This is a genomic window from Streptomyces sp. WZ-12, assembly GCF_028898845.1.
Taxonomy (GTDB): Bacteria; Actinomycetota; Actinomycetes; order Streptomycetales; family Streptomycetaceae; genus Streptomyces.
The window spans coordinates 17,110-30,924 of record NZ_CP118574.1 but is presented as its reverse complement, the minus strand read 5'-3'; the positions used below and the strand labels follow the sequence as shown (position 1 = coordinate 30,924).

The following is a 13,815-nucleotide window of genomic DNA, read 5'->3' as shown; positions in this document are numbered from 1 at the left end:
TGGGGTTGGCGCGCGGTGAGCCGGAGCCGATCACTGAAGATGCGATTCGAGCGGGCCGCGACGCCGGATATCGAGCGTCGCGCAGTGGAACGAGCCGCCGAACGGCGCGTAGTGCAGCAGGTCGCACGGGATCGGCTCGAACCCCCATTTCTCAAGCGCGCGCAACATGCCGGTGTGGTGTCGCTCCGCGATCACCCGTTTTCCGTCGATCACCAGAAGGTTCATGTTGAGCCACGCGCCGCACATCGAGGTGATCCTCAACAGACGCTCGTCGATCGGGTCGGGCTCGGGGGCGAGCAGAATGTCCCATGACTTCAGGACGCCGGGCAGGTGGTCGACGTTGACGTATTCGGGATTGACCAGTGCTTTGCCGGGCGAGAGCAGGACCAGCGTCGTGTCGATGTGCATGGGCGTGCGGCAGCGGCTCTCGATCTCGTGGATGCGATAGCCGGGTCCGAGGTGGCGACGCAACCAGTCGATTCCCATGCGGTTGGTGACGTTGCTGCGTGTCACGAAGAGATCGCGTCCCGCGCGCATGAAGTCCGCCGCGTCAAAAACCGGCTCGAACTCGGTGAGGATGTACCGCATCGGCTCGCCCGACTCGGGGACAGCGAAATCCGCGTCGAACAGTGTGTCGGTGAGCTGCGGTTTTGGTGCCGCCGTCCAGCGCGCCCCGCGCCGGAAGTAGTCCTTGAGGATCTCGCGATAGGAGTGGGTCTCGAAATATCGGCACGGCCATGCCATCGGGGTCTCGATGATCTCGTCGCCGATCACGAGCATGCTGTCCCGCGGACAGGTGTTGCAAAAGCCGCGCGACGACCAGTCGGGGGTACCGAAGCGTCGCCCGTGGTCGACGACATCCGGGCGCCTCACCGTGATGCCGAGCGACCGTAGGAGAGCGACGAACCGATCGAGCTCATGCTGCGCCGGCTCGATCATCATGCGCGGATATCTACGTCCGGCGGCAAACCCTTGCCACCGCGTCGCCCACGGCGGGATGTTGCAGGTCACGATCGGATGGTTGGACGGGATCCTCGCGCCTTCGAGACGTCCGACGATGACCTCTTCCAGCGGGTCCCATTCATTGTGCGAACTGACCGGCGGAGCAAGAGTTTCCGCGGCGTCGGCAGTCGTGCCCGATGGCGTTGACATCACGCGTAATCCAGAGCTCGCAGTGAGGCATCATCGTCGTGAGAATGCTGAGTCACTGCACTACCTCTCTGTCCGGCAAACAGGATGAGTGCCCGCAAGGTGTGGCGCACGGGGCGTGTTTGCCTGATCGAGCGCTATCCGGCCAGAGCCCACCTCGGCTTTGCGCCTGAGTCTGCTGCCGGCCGCCTCCTCCGAAAATGATGCCGCTGGCCATGTCGGGCAGTCCGAACATCGGCGCTGCCGATCTGTGTGCCATCGGCCCTGTTGGAGCTGTTTTGGCCTTCACCACGATCGTAGTCTGCGGCGTCACCCTCTCACCCCTCCTTCGCGCCCTACTCGGCGAGCGGACCACTGCCCTGCTGTGCCGCGCGAAGGACTTTCTCGAAACCCACAACGCCTCGGTGATGACCATGGCGATCACCGAGGTCGGCACAGCGCTGATCACGGAGGGGCGGACAATGCTGTGCTACTGCGCTGACCTCAGCTTTTCCGAACGGCTTGTGCACCAAGACCGGTCCTGACGTCCGGCTCGGCCGGGGAGAGCGATGGTGGGCAGTCCCCTTCGAGCGCACTCTGAAAGAGGGGCACATAACGGGTGGTGCAGAAAGGGCAAGGTCCTGCGGTCATGGCACAGCGGATGGCAAAGGAATCATCGCACCGAGCAACGGAACGGCGTCGCAGTAGCTGGATCGTCCCCGGCCGGCGGCGGAACGTTCGGGTGGGTGACGGCCTTCCTGCTGCTCGGCTGGGCCTACTCCGCCCGACCGGTACAGGCGAAGCGGTCGAGCGTGCGCTGCGCGGTGGTGGTGTTCGGCCTGGGCGCGACCTCGTACGCGGCCGGGACCTCGGCGGCGGGCCACGGATGGACCGCCACGGGCGTGGTGTTCGGCTGCGTGATGGCGGCCTGGATGGCCCTGGTCGGCTCCGTGGCCAAGGACCTGGGAGACGCCGACGGCGACGCGGCCGGCGGTCGGCGCACCGTCGCGGTCGTCCACGGCCTGGCGGCGGCCCGGGCCCTGACCGTGACGTGCGCCGCGCTGGTCGGCCTGGCCGGGACGGCGGCGGCCGCTCGGTGGGCCCCGCTCGCACTGGCCGGAACGGTGCCGGTGGCGGTCGGGGCGCTGTGGGTCATCGCCCGAGTGGTGCGGGACGCCCGGCGGGAGGGTGTCGCCCGCGGCCAACGGCGCGGCGCCTACCGGGCGTTCATGGTCACGCAGTACGCCGCGAACCTGCTCGTGCTGATCGCGCTCGGCGCCCGGTGATCCAGCGCACGGACCGGCCGCGCGTGCCGGAGGGGCTCGACGTCCACGGTGCTTGACGGGAAAGCGGTGTTGAGGGCCTGCACCCGGGAGCTGACCCCCAACTTGCGGTACACGTTGTGCAGATGCCGTTTGACCGTCGCCTCGCTGATGTTGAACCGGCGGCTGATCAGCCGGTTCGTCAGTCCCGCGCGCACCGCTGCGAGGACCTCCCGCTCCCGCAGCGTCAGCAGGCCGAGAGCCTGCGCGTTCGGGCCGTCCGAGGACGGCCCGGACCCCCGCTCCGGCTCCGAGGGGGCGCCCGTGCGCTGAGCCTCCTCGTACGCCCGGATCCCCTGGTACAGGCGGTACCCGACGGCGATACCGAAAGCGGTGCTCACGGTATGCGCCACCGCGACCCGCTGCTCCGCCTCCACCCGGTCGAGCACTTTCGCCATCACGTTCTGCACGGACTGCCAGAGCACGTCGGCCGCCCGCACCGACTCGGACACCGGTATCCGCTGCACGACGCGGAGCGCTCCGAGCAGCCGCGTGTACTCGCCAACTCCGGGCGACTCGGGGCGCTGGACACCCTCTAACGCCTGGACGCACTCGCCCACGATGCTCTGCGCCTGATGGCGGCACTGCTCCCAGACGTCGTCGCGATACACCAGCGGGCTGCCGATGTCTTCCAACGCATCCCGGTACGCCTCGGTGATCTCAGGTACGGCACCACGGAGCACCTGGGCAGCGGCCCGACGACCCGACACAGTTTCCTCCTCGCAAAACGGAGCGACGTGATCGCCCCTTCGGGCGGCGTTGTGCACGAAGCCCTCCGGCCAAGCTAACATCAAACACCCGCAATGCGAGAGTAAAGTTCCGCAATTCGAAATTTACTGAGGGTGTATCGCATAAGGCCATCCTGCGGTCGCGCCCGTCAACGGGGCACCAAGTGCCGTTCGGGCGGCGCGCGTTGTGGTACTCCTGATCGTCGCAAGCATCGGGCGCCCAGCAAGAAGGCGCGGCGCGCCGGCCGCCTCACCGCGGACCGGGAGGCAGCCACGAGCGACGCTCAAGGCTGCCTCGGCACTGGTACACGACTGACCTGCCTCCCGCATCGTTCACCTGCCGTGAACGGCGGTTCTCGGACCGCTTCTCGATGCCTGCCACGGCTTCCTGCTGCCTGGAAGTCGGCCGCCGCCGTCAGGCGCATGTGCGGCCGGCGAACAGCGAGCGTTCAGGTCTAGTTGTGCCCGCCGTTGGCATTGGCTCGCTGGTAGTGCTGGGAGGCGACATCGGTTCGAACGGCGTTGTCGGCGGCGTTTGTTCAGTAGCCGGGGGTCATGACGCCCCCAAGGAAGGGTCCGGTGCCGCTGTTGCTGTTGTCGCCACGGGTGCCCAGGGCGATGGACCCCTCCTGTTGACGAAAGCGCCGGGGTTGCCGTGGGCGGTCCGGCTGACGCCGGTGGCGGGCGGCCAGTTCCAGGCGGTGCTCGCTGCGGTGGGTGGTGACTTCCTCTCCGTCGTCGCGGTGTCGGCGACGGTGCTGGCCACCGTCGTGCGGCCGCAGTTGGTTTGTGCCTGGCGAAGGAGCGGTGCGCGACCCCAGGCGAGCCCGTGGCCGCGCGCCGCCCACCCAGGGGTGCGCCTCGGATCTCGCTACGGGCATAGCTCGCCAGCTACCACCACATCCCCGCCGTGGCTGACTCCCTCGACTCGGTAGGAGTTGTCCGGCCGATCATGCGCTCGGCTCCTGGTCGGCTCCTGTCGTTGGTTGCTCGGCTTTCTGCTGTGAGGCTTCCACCGGGAAGTGGATCGGACTGAGCAGGTACTGAGCACGCTCGGGGGTCGGCTTGTTTGCCAGCCTCGGTGCGATGGCCGCACGCAACTCCGCGATGAGCTGGTCCAGTTCCGCCGGGCTGAGCCAAAGTGCATGCTGGCGGTAGCCCACCTGGTCGGCCACCGGGTCGGCCTGTTCGCGGTCGAGGTAGGTGTTGAACTCGGCGAGCAGGGCGGTCATCGCGGTGGCGAATGCCTGTCGATGGTCCTCGGGGGTGAGCGAGCGGACCATCTCGGCACCGGCCACAGCCCGGTCCTGGCGTAGGCCGTAGTGGCGTTGCACCGCGCCTCGTACCTTCTGCTCCTTGGCCACCTCCAGGATCCCGCTGCCCACCAGCAGATCGATGTGCCGGTAGACGGTGGCTTTGGACGCTTCGGGGATACGTGCGCAGAGCTGAGTGGTAGTCAACAGCCGTCCACCGCCCATCGCATGCATGATCCGCAGCCGGATGGGGTGGGCGATCAGGTCCAGGAAGTCCACGCCCTGAATGTTCTCACAACTGCTACCGTTCTCAAGTATGAGAATAGATGAGGGTGGGTCATCGGGAGACATGGAACTGGACGCGGCACGGGGCTTCGCCGTGCTGTTACGGGCAGAGGATTTCGCCCAGATCGTGAAGCTGTTCGCGCCACCGCTGCGTACCGCGGTCTCCGCCGAGGCGCTGCGGCTCGCGTGGGCGGCCGAGGTCGCCGAGCAGGGCGGGGTTCATGCGATCGGAGAGCCGGTGAGCGAGCCCAACACCGCCGGCTTGACGCGCGTGCGCATCCCCGTGACCTGCACTAACGGCAGCTTCACCGTGGTCACGTTGGTTGACGGTGACGGCCTGCTGCATGGTCTGCGGCTCGCTCCGGACGGCGACGCCGAGTGGCAGCCGCCCCACTACGCGACCCCAGACCGGTTCACGGAGCGGGAAGTCCTGCTTGGCGAGGGGCCGCTCGCCGTGCCCGGCACGTTGAGCCTGCCTGCTGGCCCGGGACCGTCGCCTGCCGTGGTGCTGCTCAGCGGTGGCGGCGCCTTCGACCGGGACGAGAGCAGCGGCCCGAACAAGCCGCTCAAAGACCTCGCCTGGGGGCTCGCCTCTCGACAGGTGGCCGTACTTCGCTTCGACAAAATGACGTTCGCGCACCCGGACCGCCTGTCATCGGACTTCACCATGACCGACGAGTACCTGCCACACGCACTCGCCGCTGTCCAACTGCTCCGGCACCAGCCCGAAGTGGCCTCGGACCGGATCCACTTGCTCGGCCACAGCATGGGCGGCAAGGTGGCCCCCCGGATCGCTGCTGCCGACCCCTCAATCGCGGGTCTGGTACTGCTCGCCGCGGACACGCAACCGATGCATCAGGCGGTCGTGCGAGTGGCTCGCTACCTCGCGGCGCTCGCCCCTGGTCCCAGCACGGACGAGGCGGTGGCCGCGCTCATCAAGCAGGCCGCCGTCGTGGCGGGCCCCGAACTCACCCCCGGCACACCACCGGAACTGCTGCCGCTCGGCTTCTCCGCCGCCTACTGGCTCGATCTGCGTGCCTATGACCCGGTGGTGACGGCAGCCGGACTGACCTGCCCCATGCTGATCCTGCAAGGCGGGCGGGACTATCAGGTCACCGTCGCCGATGACCTGTCGCGCTGGCAGGACGCCCTGGCGGACCGGCCCGAGGTAGTGATCCGAATCCATCAGGACGCCAACCACCTCTTCATCCCCGGTAGTGGCCCCGCCACCCCGGCCGAGTACGCACGACCAGGGCACGTCGAGCCGACCGTGGTCGAGGAGATCGCAACCTGGCTGGCGCCTCTCTGACCCGGCCGGCGTGAGTGGTGCGTTCATTGGCGGTCCAGCCATTTGGTGTACCAGGTGCGGAAGTCGGGGCTTGTCGGGACGAAGCCGCCCCAGTCGGGATCGATTCGCCAGATCTCGCCTGTTCGTGGACCGTTGAGGATCAGCCGGATGTAGGTGCCGCAGCCCTCTTCGGTCAGCATGAGTGTGCCTTGGGTGAGTTCTCCGACTGGTGTTGTGATGCGGCCGGGTAGGGGTTCGGTGAGGCAGAACGGTGCGGCGAGTCGGCCCGGCAGCCGGTCTTCTTCCCACTCGTCGTCCACGGCCCACTCCTCCCCTTCGCTGGCCTCTGCGCGGGGTGTGGTCAAGGCCATCAGCCCGTGGCCGGGGCCGGCGGGGCCATTTCCCACCTGCGTGACGAACGACCGGTATCCCAGGGGAAGTTCAATGCGGTGAGCCTCCTCGAATGCCTTGATCTCCGCCTCCGGCAGCACGGGCGTCAGCTCGTACCGGTGTGTGTCGGCCCCGAAGCGTTCGTGCGTGGGGTCCTGCGCCGCCATCTGTCGTATCCGGCCGCGTACGGCGTCCGCATCCCAGGTGTCCATCCCCCGACCGTAACAACGACGTTGGCGCCTCGTTCCGGGCCCTTGGAAGCAACTGGTTGGAAGCAACCGGCTTCCGCCACGATGACTTCACCTCGCGCTGACGGGCATGGAACAGTCGGGAGACTTGACAGGCTCGGCGAACTCGCTCGTGAGGGATGTCGAGCATGGAAGATGCGGAAGCAGCAGGGGCTCCTCGGATGCTGCGTGTTGAGAGAGATCCCCAGGCCAACGACGAGGGGCCCCGCCTCGTCCTGCGATCTGCCCCACCTTCCGGGCACCGGTTGTGCTCCACCCCGCCTTCAAGGCGACGGGCCCATTGCTGAGCTGCTGCCCGGAGGGGAACCGGCCCTACGTAGTCGGAGGCGCATGTCTTGGGATGAACATCGGGCCGGTGTCGAACACACAGGGGTGCGGCGTGCCACGGTGTTGGCTCTGCCTGGGGAAGCGTGTGGGGAAGAGGCAGCAAAAAGGCCAGGACACGCGGGCCGGACCTATCGCTACTTCCATGCACTGGTGCCGTGACAGACACCAATGGACCAACACAGCGCGTACGCCCCCTCCGTCGCTGCAATCGTGAAGAGGCAAGGTCCCAATCAAAGACAAGAGGAGCACATCATGCGCATACGAACCGCCATCGCAGCCGTCCTGCTGGCCGCCACCGCCGTGCTTGCCGGCGCCGCTGTGGCCAACGCAGACGACGGTGACAGTGGCAGGAGCTCTGACTGGAGTGTCGGAAACGTCACCAGCTAACCGTCAGTAGACGACGACGCCTGACGGCGCGCGACGTGGATATCGTTCCTGCGTCGCGCGCCGCTGGGTGCCAGTCCGCATTGACGGACCGCAGGCGTACAGGTAGTGGTTCTCAGGGTTCGTAGAGCAGTCCGGCGGTGTCGGTGACGCGGAGGTGGAGGAGGTGAGGACCGTCGTCGTCGCCGAGCGACGTGATTGCGTGGTCTAGGGCCGTGCCGAGGTTGTGAGAGTGGTCTGCGTAGCTTGCTGGGCAGCCGAATGATGTGGCGAGAGCAGTGAAGTTGACGCCGTGGATGTCTGTGCCGGGGACTGGTGTGATGCCGAGGCGGCGGCCGAGGGCACTGACTGCCTGGTAGCCGTTGTTGTCGAGGACGATGAAGGTGACGGGTGCCTGGTGTTGGGCTGCGGTCCAGAGTGCCTGTATGGAGTACAGCGCTGAGCCGTCGCCGAGGACGCACACCACCCGTTGTCGGTCGGCGAGGGCGCGGCCGATGGCGAGGGGTAGGCCCCAGCCGAGTGCGCCGCTGCCGGTGGTGAGGAATCCGCCGGGGAGGCTGATGGGTATGCGTGCGTGCAGTACGTCGCGGTGACTGGGGGCTTCCTCGACGAGTACGCGGTTGTGGGGGAGGCGTTGGTGGAGTTGGTCGAGGACCAGTTCGGGTGTGAGGGCGTTGTTCGCGCTCGCGTTGACGGGTGCTGGTTGCCGGCGTGTGGGCGGTGGATTGCGGTCGGATGGGCCGACGAGTGTGGCGAGTTGGGCCAGGGCGGGTCGCAGTGTGGTGATGAGGCTTGTGCCGGTGGGCAGCCATGCTGCCTGGGTCGGGTCGCAGTCCAGGTGGAAGAGTTCGGTGCCTGGCGCCAGTAGGGGGCCGTCGTCGGCGACGTGGTAGGTGAAGACGGGGGCCCCGAGCGCGACGACGACGTCGTACGGCTCTAAGCACGCTGCCAGTGGGCCCGCGACGGGTGGCAGGATGCCTTGGAAGTAGGGGTGTGTTTCGGGGAAGCCGGAGCGACCGGACAGGGGGCTGAACCAGACGGCTGCGCGGATGCGTTCGGCGAGGGCGACGGCCTGGGGGAGTGCGGCTTCGTCGTCGACGCCGGGGCCGATGACCAGTGCGGGTCGTCCGCAGGTGTTGAGGCGGGCGGCGAGTGCGGTGAGGGCGTCTGGGTCGGCGGTGAATCCACCATGTACTGCGCGTGGTTGGACGGGTTCGGCTGGCTGGTCCCAGTCGTCCTCGGGGACGGACAGGAATACCGGCCCGCGCGGATGCGTCATCGCGATGCGGTGCATTTCGGCGAGGGCGGCCGGTACGTCGGCGGCACGTTGAGGTTGGCGGGCGGCTTTCACGTAAGGACGTGGGAACTGCTCCGGCTCGTCGGCTCCGAGGAAGGGGCGTAACTGGAGCAGGGAGCGCGCTTGCTGGCCGGCGACGATCACCAGTGGTACGCGGTCGCGGTAGGCATTGAAGACGGCGCCCAGGGCATGGCCGACGCCACCGGCTGAGTGCAGGGTGACGAATGCGGCGCGCTGTGTGCCGAGGGCGTGGCCGGCTGCCATGGCGAGGGCCGAGGACTCCTGGAGTCCGAGGACGTAGGTGAAGTCGTCGGGCCAGTTGCGGAACATGCGGAGTTCGGTGGAGCCCGGGTTGCCGAACACGGTGGTCATGCCGGTCTCGCGCAGAAGGTGGGTGACCGCGTCCAGGACCGTTGTCGTCATGCCGTCCTCCCTGTGTCGAGCCGTCGTTCGCGACGGCCGCGAAACGGTGTTGAGCAGATGATCCAAGGAGCCGAGGGCAGAATCAACGGCGTCCAGGTGGTGGGTAGTTCGGGGTGTTCGCGTGCGCCGAAGCGGTTGGCCGCACGCATCGCCGCAGGGGATTCCGTGACGACCGGTGAGGTCGGTGACCTGTCCAAGGCCATCCATCGGAGGGCCGGCTGCCCGGGCCCTCGCCGGTGCCGGCATCAGCGCGCTTGCGCAGCTCGCCCAGGTGACCGGTGCCGCACTGTTGGCGCTGCACGGAGTCGAGCCGAAGGCTGTTCGCATTCTCCGCGAGGCGCTGGCCTGAGGCCGACTACCGCACCGTCAGCCCGCGCCAGGCCCGGCGACGGCCGTTCCCGACCGACCTCGGCTTGGTCGCTCTGATCGGCGGGGTCTCGTCGCGCCCAGCAGGCGTGGGATGCACGCTCCCCGCTCCGTCCCCGTGTCCCGTCGCGTTCCTGGCTGAATTTCAACCCGCGCGGAGGGGGGAGGAGGGCGCCCTCTGATGCGGCCGATTGTGGGGGATTCCGCCGGCGTGCTGAATGATTCGAGGATGGGAGCAGGTCGCGTGGTGGAAGGAGAGATCGTTTTTCTTCAACGCGCCCAGAATGTTGCCGAATTGGTGATCGAGTGAGCTCTGGGTCTTTCGTCAACGATGACCGGTAGAAGACTTTTCGAGTAATCCTTTTCTCTGCTTCAGTTGGGCGCGTTGGTGTCGCACCTACTGAGGAGGGTCATATGGCCGAAGTCAAGAAGGTCGTCCGCCCTGCGGTCACCGCGTCGTCCCGTCCGTGTGCGTTCGTCTCGCCGGACAAGGGCAACGCCCCGACGATCACGCCCGCCCGCAAGCAGGCGGAGGCCGTCTCGGTCCCCGCTGAGCAGCAGGAAGAGCGTACGTCGGCCTAAGGGCTGAAGTTCCCCGGGGCCCGCCATCGGCCGGGCCCCGGTCTGTCGCGGGGCCGGGCTGTGGGGTGGGATCGGCCCGTGTCCAACGGCGCTGCGTCGGGGTGTTTCCCCGGCGCCGTGCCTCATGCCGTACACCGTGCCCCTGAGTCGTGCGGTGCGTCGTGTCGGAAGTCGTCAGACGCAGGGAGAAAGCATCAACCATGCAGAATTCGATGTACCAGTCCTCGCGCTACGTCCGCACCCTGCGTGCCGCCGGCGACCGGGATTTCAGCGCATTCGGAGGTCGACTCCATTCTTTTGGGGATGACGAGCGGACCATGGCATTCCATTCCCTGTTCGGGAATGCGCGGTTGATCGATCGGGACATCGTCGAACTCCTCAAGGACGCCGCCCAAGGCATCAGTTGGGACCGACTGCGGGAGCGGGTGGGCGACGCCTCGTTGCGGGACCTCGTCGAGGCACGGTTCCTCGTCGAGGCCGGGCATGACGAGGCCAGGGAGATCGACGGTCTACTGGAGAGCCGGCAGGACGCCCTCGGTAGCGGTGTGTTCCACTCCTCCATCCAGCTCGTGCTGACCAATGCCTGCAACTTCTCCTGTCAGGGCTGTTTCGCCTACAACTTCGACGGTGGCGTCGAGGAGCGCAACACCTCCGGCGAGTCGGTGAAACCCGGCCCGGTTCTGGTCGAGTTGCGCCGCTCGCGCGATGAGGCCGGCCCCTCCCACCAGGACTCGGGTCCCACACTCGCCAAGGGTGACTGGAACCACGGCCTGGACCAGGGCCGCAACCCCTCGATGCACATGTCGCGCGAGGTGGCCGAGAAGACCATCAAAGAGGCCATCGAGCTGCGCAAGGCCAATGGTGGCGGCCATCTGACGGTGTCGTTCTTCGGCGGCGAGCCCACCCTGGCGCGGGGCACCATCCTGCACGTGCTGCGCACCTTCGGCGACAGTCACGACGGGGTCACCCTCTCCTACGACCTGACCAGCAACGGTTCCCGCATCGACGACGAACTGTTGGCGGCCCTCGCCAGGCACCGCGTCGACACCACCGTCTCCATCGACTACCTGGTCCCGGAGACCGGCGAGTTCCGCGGCGGACAACAACAGCGCACCTCGTGGGCCGTGGTCCGCAAGGCGATCCTTGACATGAAGGCCGCCGGCGTCCCGGTGAGCATCACCACGGTGCTCTCCCAGTACACCTGGGACAAGTGGGGTACCCCGCTCATTGACTTCATCGCCGAGGCCGGACTCGACACCCTCGACGTCATCGTGTCGTTCCAGGCCAGGGAGTTCTTCCAGAAGCACAGCCCACACGACGTGGCGCAGCGGCTGTTGACCGCAGTCGACTACGGGCGCGAGCTCGGCGTGCAGCTCAGCGGTTACTGGTACCAGACCTTCCAGATGATCATCGACGAGTCCAAGTGGGCCGAGCAGGCCGACTACAAGACCTGCCCCGCGGTCGGCCGCCAACTTTCCATCGAGCCCAACGGCAGCGTCTTCGCCTGCAAGGCCACCGCCCGCAAACTGGGCACCATCGATGACTGGCGCGGCATCTTCTCCTCGCCCGCCTACCAGGACTACGGCATGCGGGCCTACACCAACGGCCCCGGCTGCCAGGGCTGTGAGCTCCAAGGCACCTGCTCGGGTGGCTCCGCCGGTGCGTTGGAGGAGGAGAACGGCTCGATCCAGGTGATGTCGCCCGGCTACTGCGCCTACATGCGTGAGGTGGTGCAGGGCCTCCTGGAGCGCCACCACGTCCAGAGCCTTGCCGCCCTGTCCTGACCGGTCCGCCCAACGACCCACGCAACAGTCCGTCCCGCGGGGCGGGTTGTCGATCCACGACCGTGCCCCGCGAACCCCGTTTGGGTCGAGGAAGGGTGATTGGTGCCATGGCAACGATCGGAATGCACTTCGGCCACGACGCGGGCGCCGCCCTCACCGACGAGGACGGCTACCACGTCATCGAGGCCGAGCGTCGCCTCGGCCTGCGCCATGTGTGCGGCGGCAACGGCGACTTCCCCCGAGCCGCCGCCGGGTGGCTGGCCGAGCTGCGACAGCGGGCGGCGAGTCCGGTGACCCGCATCGCGGTGGCCGACTGGTACACCCCGGTGTGCCGGGTGCTGCCGCCGGCCCTGGTCGAACTCGTCAACGAGGACGCCCGCTGGACCGCCACCGGAGGTACTCCCCTCACAGACGTGGTGACCCGGGTGATCAAACCCCTGGACTGGCCGCTGGCCAAGGAGTTCGGCGACATCACCCTGACCGCGGTGCGTCACCACTACGCGCACGCTGGCCTGGCCTACTACACCTCCGGGGCTCGCAAGGCCCTGGTGCTGGCGCTGGACGGAACGGGCAACTACGCCGAGTGCGGCATGGTCTGCCTGGGCGACGGCGACCAACTCATCCCGGTGATGTCCTTCACCAACCGCACCGGCCCGCGCTTCGGCCTGGTCTACGAGGCGCTCGCCCGCCGCATCCACGGCAGCCAGTTCGACACCGGCAAACTGCTTGGGCTGACGGCCACCGGGCAGACCGACCCCGCCATCCTTCCGGTGCTGCGCGCCATGCTCGTCCCGCAGTCCACCCGGCGCGCCTCCCCGGACCTGTACGAGCAGCTCGATGAGGACCAACTGTCCGGCACCGCGCTGCACTACGCCGACACCTGGTGGGAGTACGACCCTCACAGCGGCGGGTACTTGGACGCCGGCCTGGCCGACTCCTCCGACGACGACGTCGTGCACTCCTTCGGCTCGGTTTTCCCCGACGAGATCCGCACCGCCGACGGCCGCACCACCCCCGTCGGAACCTCCCCGGACGACCGTGTCTGCCGCGACCTGGCCGCCACCTTGCAGACTGCCGTGGAGTGGGACCTGACCCGACTGGTCACCGGCATCAGTCAACTCTTTCCCAGTTACACCACGCTCTGCTACGCGGGCGGCTGCGCGCTCAACATCACCGCCAACAGCCGCCTGGCCGAATGCGGGCAGTTCACCCGGGTGTCCGTCCCCACCTGCTGCGACGATTCGGGGATTGCGTTGGGCGCGGCACTGGTCGTCGCCGCCCCGGCTGACCGGCCGGCCCTGCTGGGCCGCACGGCAGCGGCGTCACTGGCCTACGCCGGACCACCGCTCTCGGGCCTGGGCGAGCCAGGCAGGGACCAGGCGGCCGTGGTCGCCGACCTCGCCCGACGGCTGAGCGACCTCGGGCTGACCGTGCAACGCCCGGACGACGAACAGGAGTTGCTCTACTCCGTCGCCGACCTGCTGGCCGACCAGCGCTGCGTGGCCTGGCTGGAGGGCGGTCTGGAGACCGGGCCGCGGGCCCTGGGGCACCGTTCGCTGTTGGTCTCGGCCCATTGGAGCGGCGCGCGTCGATACGTCTCCCAGACCATCAAGAGCCGCGAATGGTTCCGGCCGGTCGCGCCGATCTGCCCGGAGGAGGTGGCCGACCGCTATTTCACCGGGCCGCTGGACCACACCGAGACCATGCTGTTCGCGGTGCGGGTGCGGCCGGACCGGGCTCGGGAACTCGCCGAGGCCCGGCACATCGACGGCACCGCCCGCCTCCAGACCGTCCGGCCCGATACCCACCCTCTGCTGCACGGGCTGTGCCACGCGGTCGCCGCCCGCACAGGACTGCCCGTGCTCATCAACACCAGTGCCAATGGTGGCGGCCGCCCCATCCTCAACGACCTCGACGAGGCGGTCCAGTTGCTCACCGAGACCGAACTGGACGCCGTGGTGCTGCCCGAACACCGCCTGATCGTCGAGTGATCCGCCCTCGACCCCACGT

General features: G+C 67.9%; 13 protein-coding genes. 7 read left to right on the top strand and 6 right to left on the bottom strand.

The features are described from left to right. Window positions 1-30 precede the first annotated feature (30 nt). Complete coding sequence (locus PV796_RS00130) at window positions 31-1,152, bottom strand: amidinotransferase (RefSeq protein WP_274910615.1); 1,122 nt, start codon at window positions 1,150-1,152, stop codon at window positions 31-33. 197 nt (window positions 1,153-1,349) lie between these two features. On the opposite strand from PV796_RS00130, the gene PV796_RS00125 reads away from it, so the two are divergent. After that, complete coding sequence (locus PV796_RS00125) at window positions 1,350-1,673, top strand: hypothetical protein (protein ID WP_274910614.1); 324 nt, start codon at window positions 1,350-1,352, stop codon at window positions 1,671-1,673. 24 nt (window positions 1,674-1,697) lie between these two features. Further along, window positions 1,698-2,414 (top strand): UbiA family prenyltransferase, encoded by a 717-nt coding sequence (locus tag PV796_RS00120; protein WP_274910613.1) that lies wholly within the window; start codon window positions 1,698-1,700, stop codon window positions 2,412-2,414. On the opposite strand, the gene PV796_RS00115 is transcribed toward PV796_RS00120, so the two are convergent. From PV796_RS00115 to PV796_RS00110, 3 genes are all read right to left on the bottom strand, one after another. After that, a complete protein-coding gene (locus tag PV796_RS00115) occupies window positions 2,345-3,160 on the bottom strand; it encodes a helix-turn-helix domain-containing protein (RefSeq protein WP_274910612.1) in 816 nt (271 codons plus the stop codon). The genes PV796_RS00120 and PV796_RS00115 overlap by 70 nt on opposite strands. Window positions 3,161-3,717: 557 nt before the next feature. Continuing rightward, window positions 3,718-4,059: an arabinofuranosidase catalytic domain-containing protein gene (locus tag PV796_RS41960; protein ID WP_342456872.1), complete on the bottom strand. Its 342-nt coding sequence runs from the start codon at window positions 4,057-4,059 to the stop codon at window positions 3,718-3,720. A gap of 69 nt (window positions 4,060-4,128) precedes the next feature. Beyond that, a complete protein-coding gene (locus tag PV796_RS00110) occupies window positions 4,129-4,710 on the bottom strand; it encodes a helix-turn-helix domain-containing protein (RefSeq protein ID WP_274910610.1) in 582 nt (193 codons plus the stop codon). A gap of 70 nt (window positions 4,711-4,780) precedes the next feature. Here PV796_RS00110 and PV796_RS00105 point away from each other — a divergent pair, with 70 nt between their 5' ends. After that, entirely contained in the window at window positions 4,781-6,025 is a 1,245-nt protein-coding gene (locus tag PV796_RS00105) for an alpha/beta hydrolase (protein ID WP_274910609.1), read from the top strand. A gap of 23 nt (window positions 6,026-6,048) precedes the next feature. Here the strand turns inward: PV796_RS00105 and PV796_RS00100 are convergent, their stop codons facing one another. Together PV796_RS00100 and mdlC are read right to left on the bottom strand one after the other, a co-directional pair. After that, entirely contained in the window at window positions 6,049-6,561 is a 513-nt protein-coding gene (locus PV796_RS00100; protein WP_274910607.1) for an SMI1/KNR4 family protein, read from the bottom strand. Window positions 6,562-7,468: 907 nt separating this feature from the next. Continuing rightward, the gene (gene mdlC, locus PV796_RS00095; protein ID WP_274910605.1) at window positions 7,469-9,073 is read right to left on the bottom strand and encodes a benzoylformate decarboxylase; all 1,605 of its coding nucleotides are present in this window, start codon (window positions 9,071-9,073) and stop codon (window positions 7,469-7,471) included. Window positions 9,074-9,620: 547 nt separating this feature from the next. Between mdlC and PV796_RS00090 the strand changes: the two genes are divergently transcribed. The 4 genes from PV796_RS00090 (at window position 9,621) to PV796_RS00075 (ending at window position 13,796) form a co-directional block, all read left to right on the top strand. Continuing rightward, on the top strand, window positions 9,621-9,749 hold the full coding sequence (locus PV796_RS00090; protein WP_274910604.1) for a hypothetical protein: 129 nt from the start codon (window positions 9,621-9,623) through the stop codon (window positions 9,747-9,749). Window positions 9,750-9,853: 104 nt separating this feature from the next. Next, the gene (locus PV796_RS00085) at window positions 9,854-10,021 is read left to right on the top strand and encodes a hypothetical protein (protein ID WP_274910603.1); all 168 of its coding nucleotides are present in this window, start codon (window positions 9,854-9,856) and stop codon (window positions 10,019-10,021) included. 317 nt (window positions 10,022-10,338) lie between these two features. Further along, entirely contained in the window at window positions 10,339-11,805 is a 1,467-nt protein-coding gene (locus PV796_RS00080; protein ID WP_274910602.1) for a radical SAM/SPASM domain-containing protein, read from the top strand. A gap of 107 nt (window positions 11,806-11,912) precedes the next feature. Beyond that, window positions 11,913-13,796 (top strand): carbamoyltransferase C-terminal domain-containing protein, encoded by a 1,884-nt coding sequence (locus PV796_RS00075; RefSeq protein WP_274910601.1) that lies wholly within the window; start codon window positions 11,913-11,915, stop codon window positions 13,794-13,796. Window positions 13,797-13,815: the final 19 nt, after the last annotated feature.

Coding starts and splice junctions, on each gene's coding strand:
- PV796_RS00120 (WP_274910613.1), top strand. CDS start 1,698: ATGGTGGGCAGTCCCCTTCGAGCGCACTCTGAAAGAGGGGCACATAAC.
- PV796_RS00105 (WP_274910609.1), top strand. CDS start 4,781: ATGGAACTGGACGCGGCACGGGGCTTCGCCGTGCTGTTACGGGCAGAG.
- PV796_RS00075 (WP_274910601.1), top strand. CDS start 11,913: ATGGCAACGATCGGAATGCACTTCGGCCACGACGCGGGCGCCGCCCTC.
- PV796_RS00125 (WP_274910614.1), top strand. CDS start 1,350: ATGATGCCGCTGGCCATGTCGGGCAGTCCGAACATCGGCGCTGCCGAT.
- PV796_RS00090 (WP_274910604.1), top strand. CDS start 9,621: ATGCGGCCGATTGTGGGGGATTCCGCCGGCGTGCTGAATGATTCGAGG.
- PV796_RS41960 (WP_342456872.1), bottom strand. CDS start 4,059: ATGCCCGTAGCGAGATCCGAGGCGCACCCCTGGGTGGGCGGCGCGCGG.
- PV796_RS00130 (WP_274910615.1), bottom strand. CDS start 1,152: ATGTCAACGCCATCGGGCACGACTGCCGACGCCGCGGAAACTCTTGCT.
- PV796_RS00085 (WP_274910603.1), top strand. CDS start 9,854: ATGGCCGAAGTCAAGAAGGTCGTCCGCCCTGCGGTCACCGCGTCGTCC.
- PV796_RS00080 (WP_274910602.1), top strand. CDS start 10,339: ATGGCATTCCATTCCCTGTTCGGGAATGCGCGGTTGATCGATCGGGAC.
- PV796_RS00100 (WP_274910607.1), bottom strand. CDS start 6,561: ATGGCGGCGCAGGACCCCACGCACGAACGCTTCGGGGCCGACACACAC.
- mdlC (WP_274910605.1), bottom strand. CDS start 9,073: ATGACGACAACGGTCCTGGACGCGGTCACCCACCTTCTGCGCGAGACC.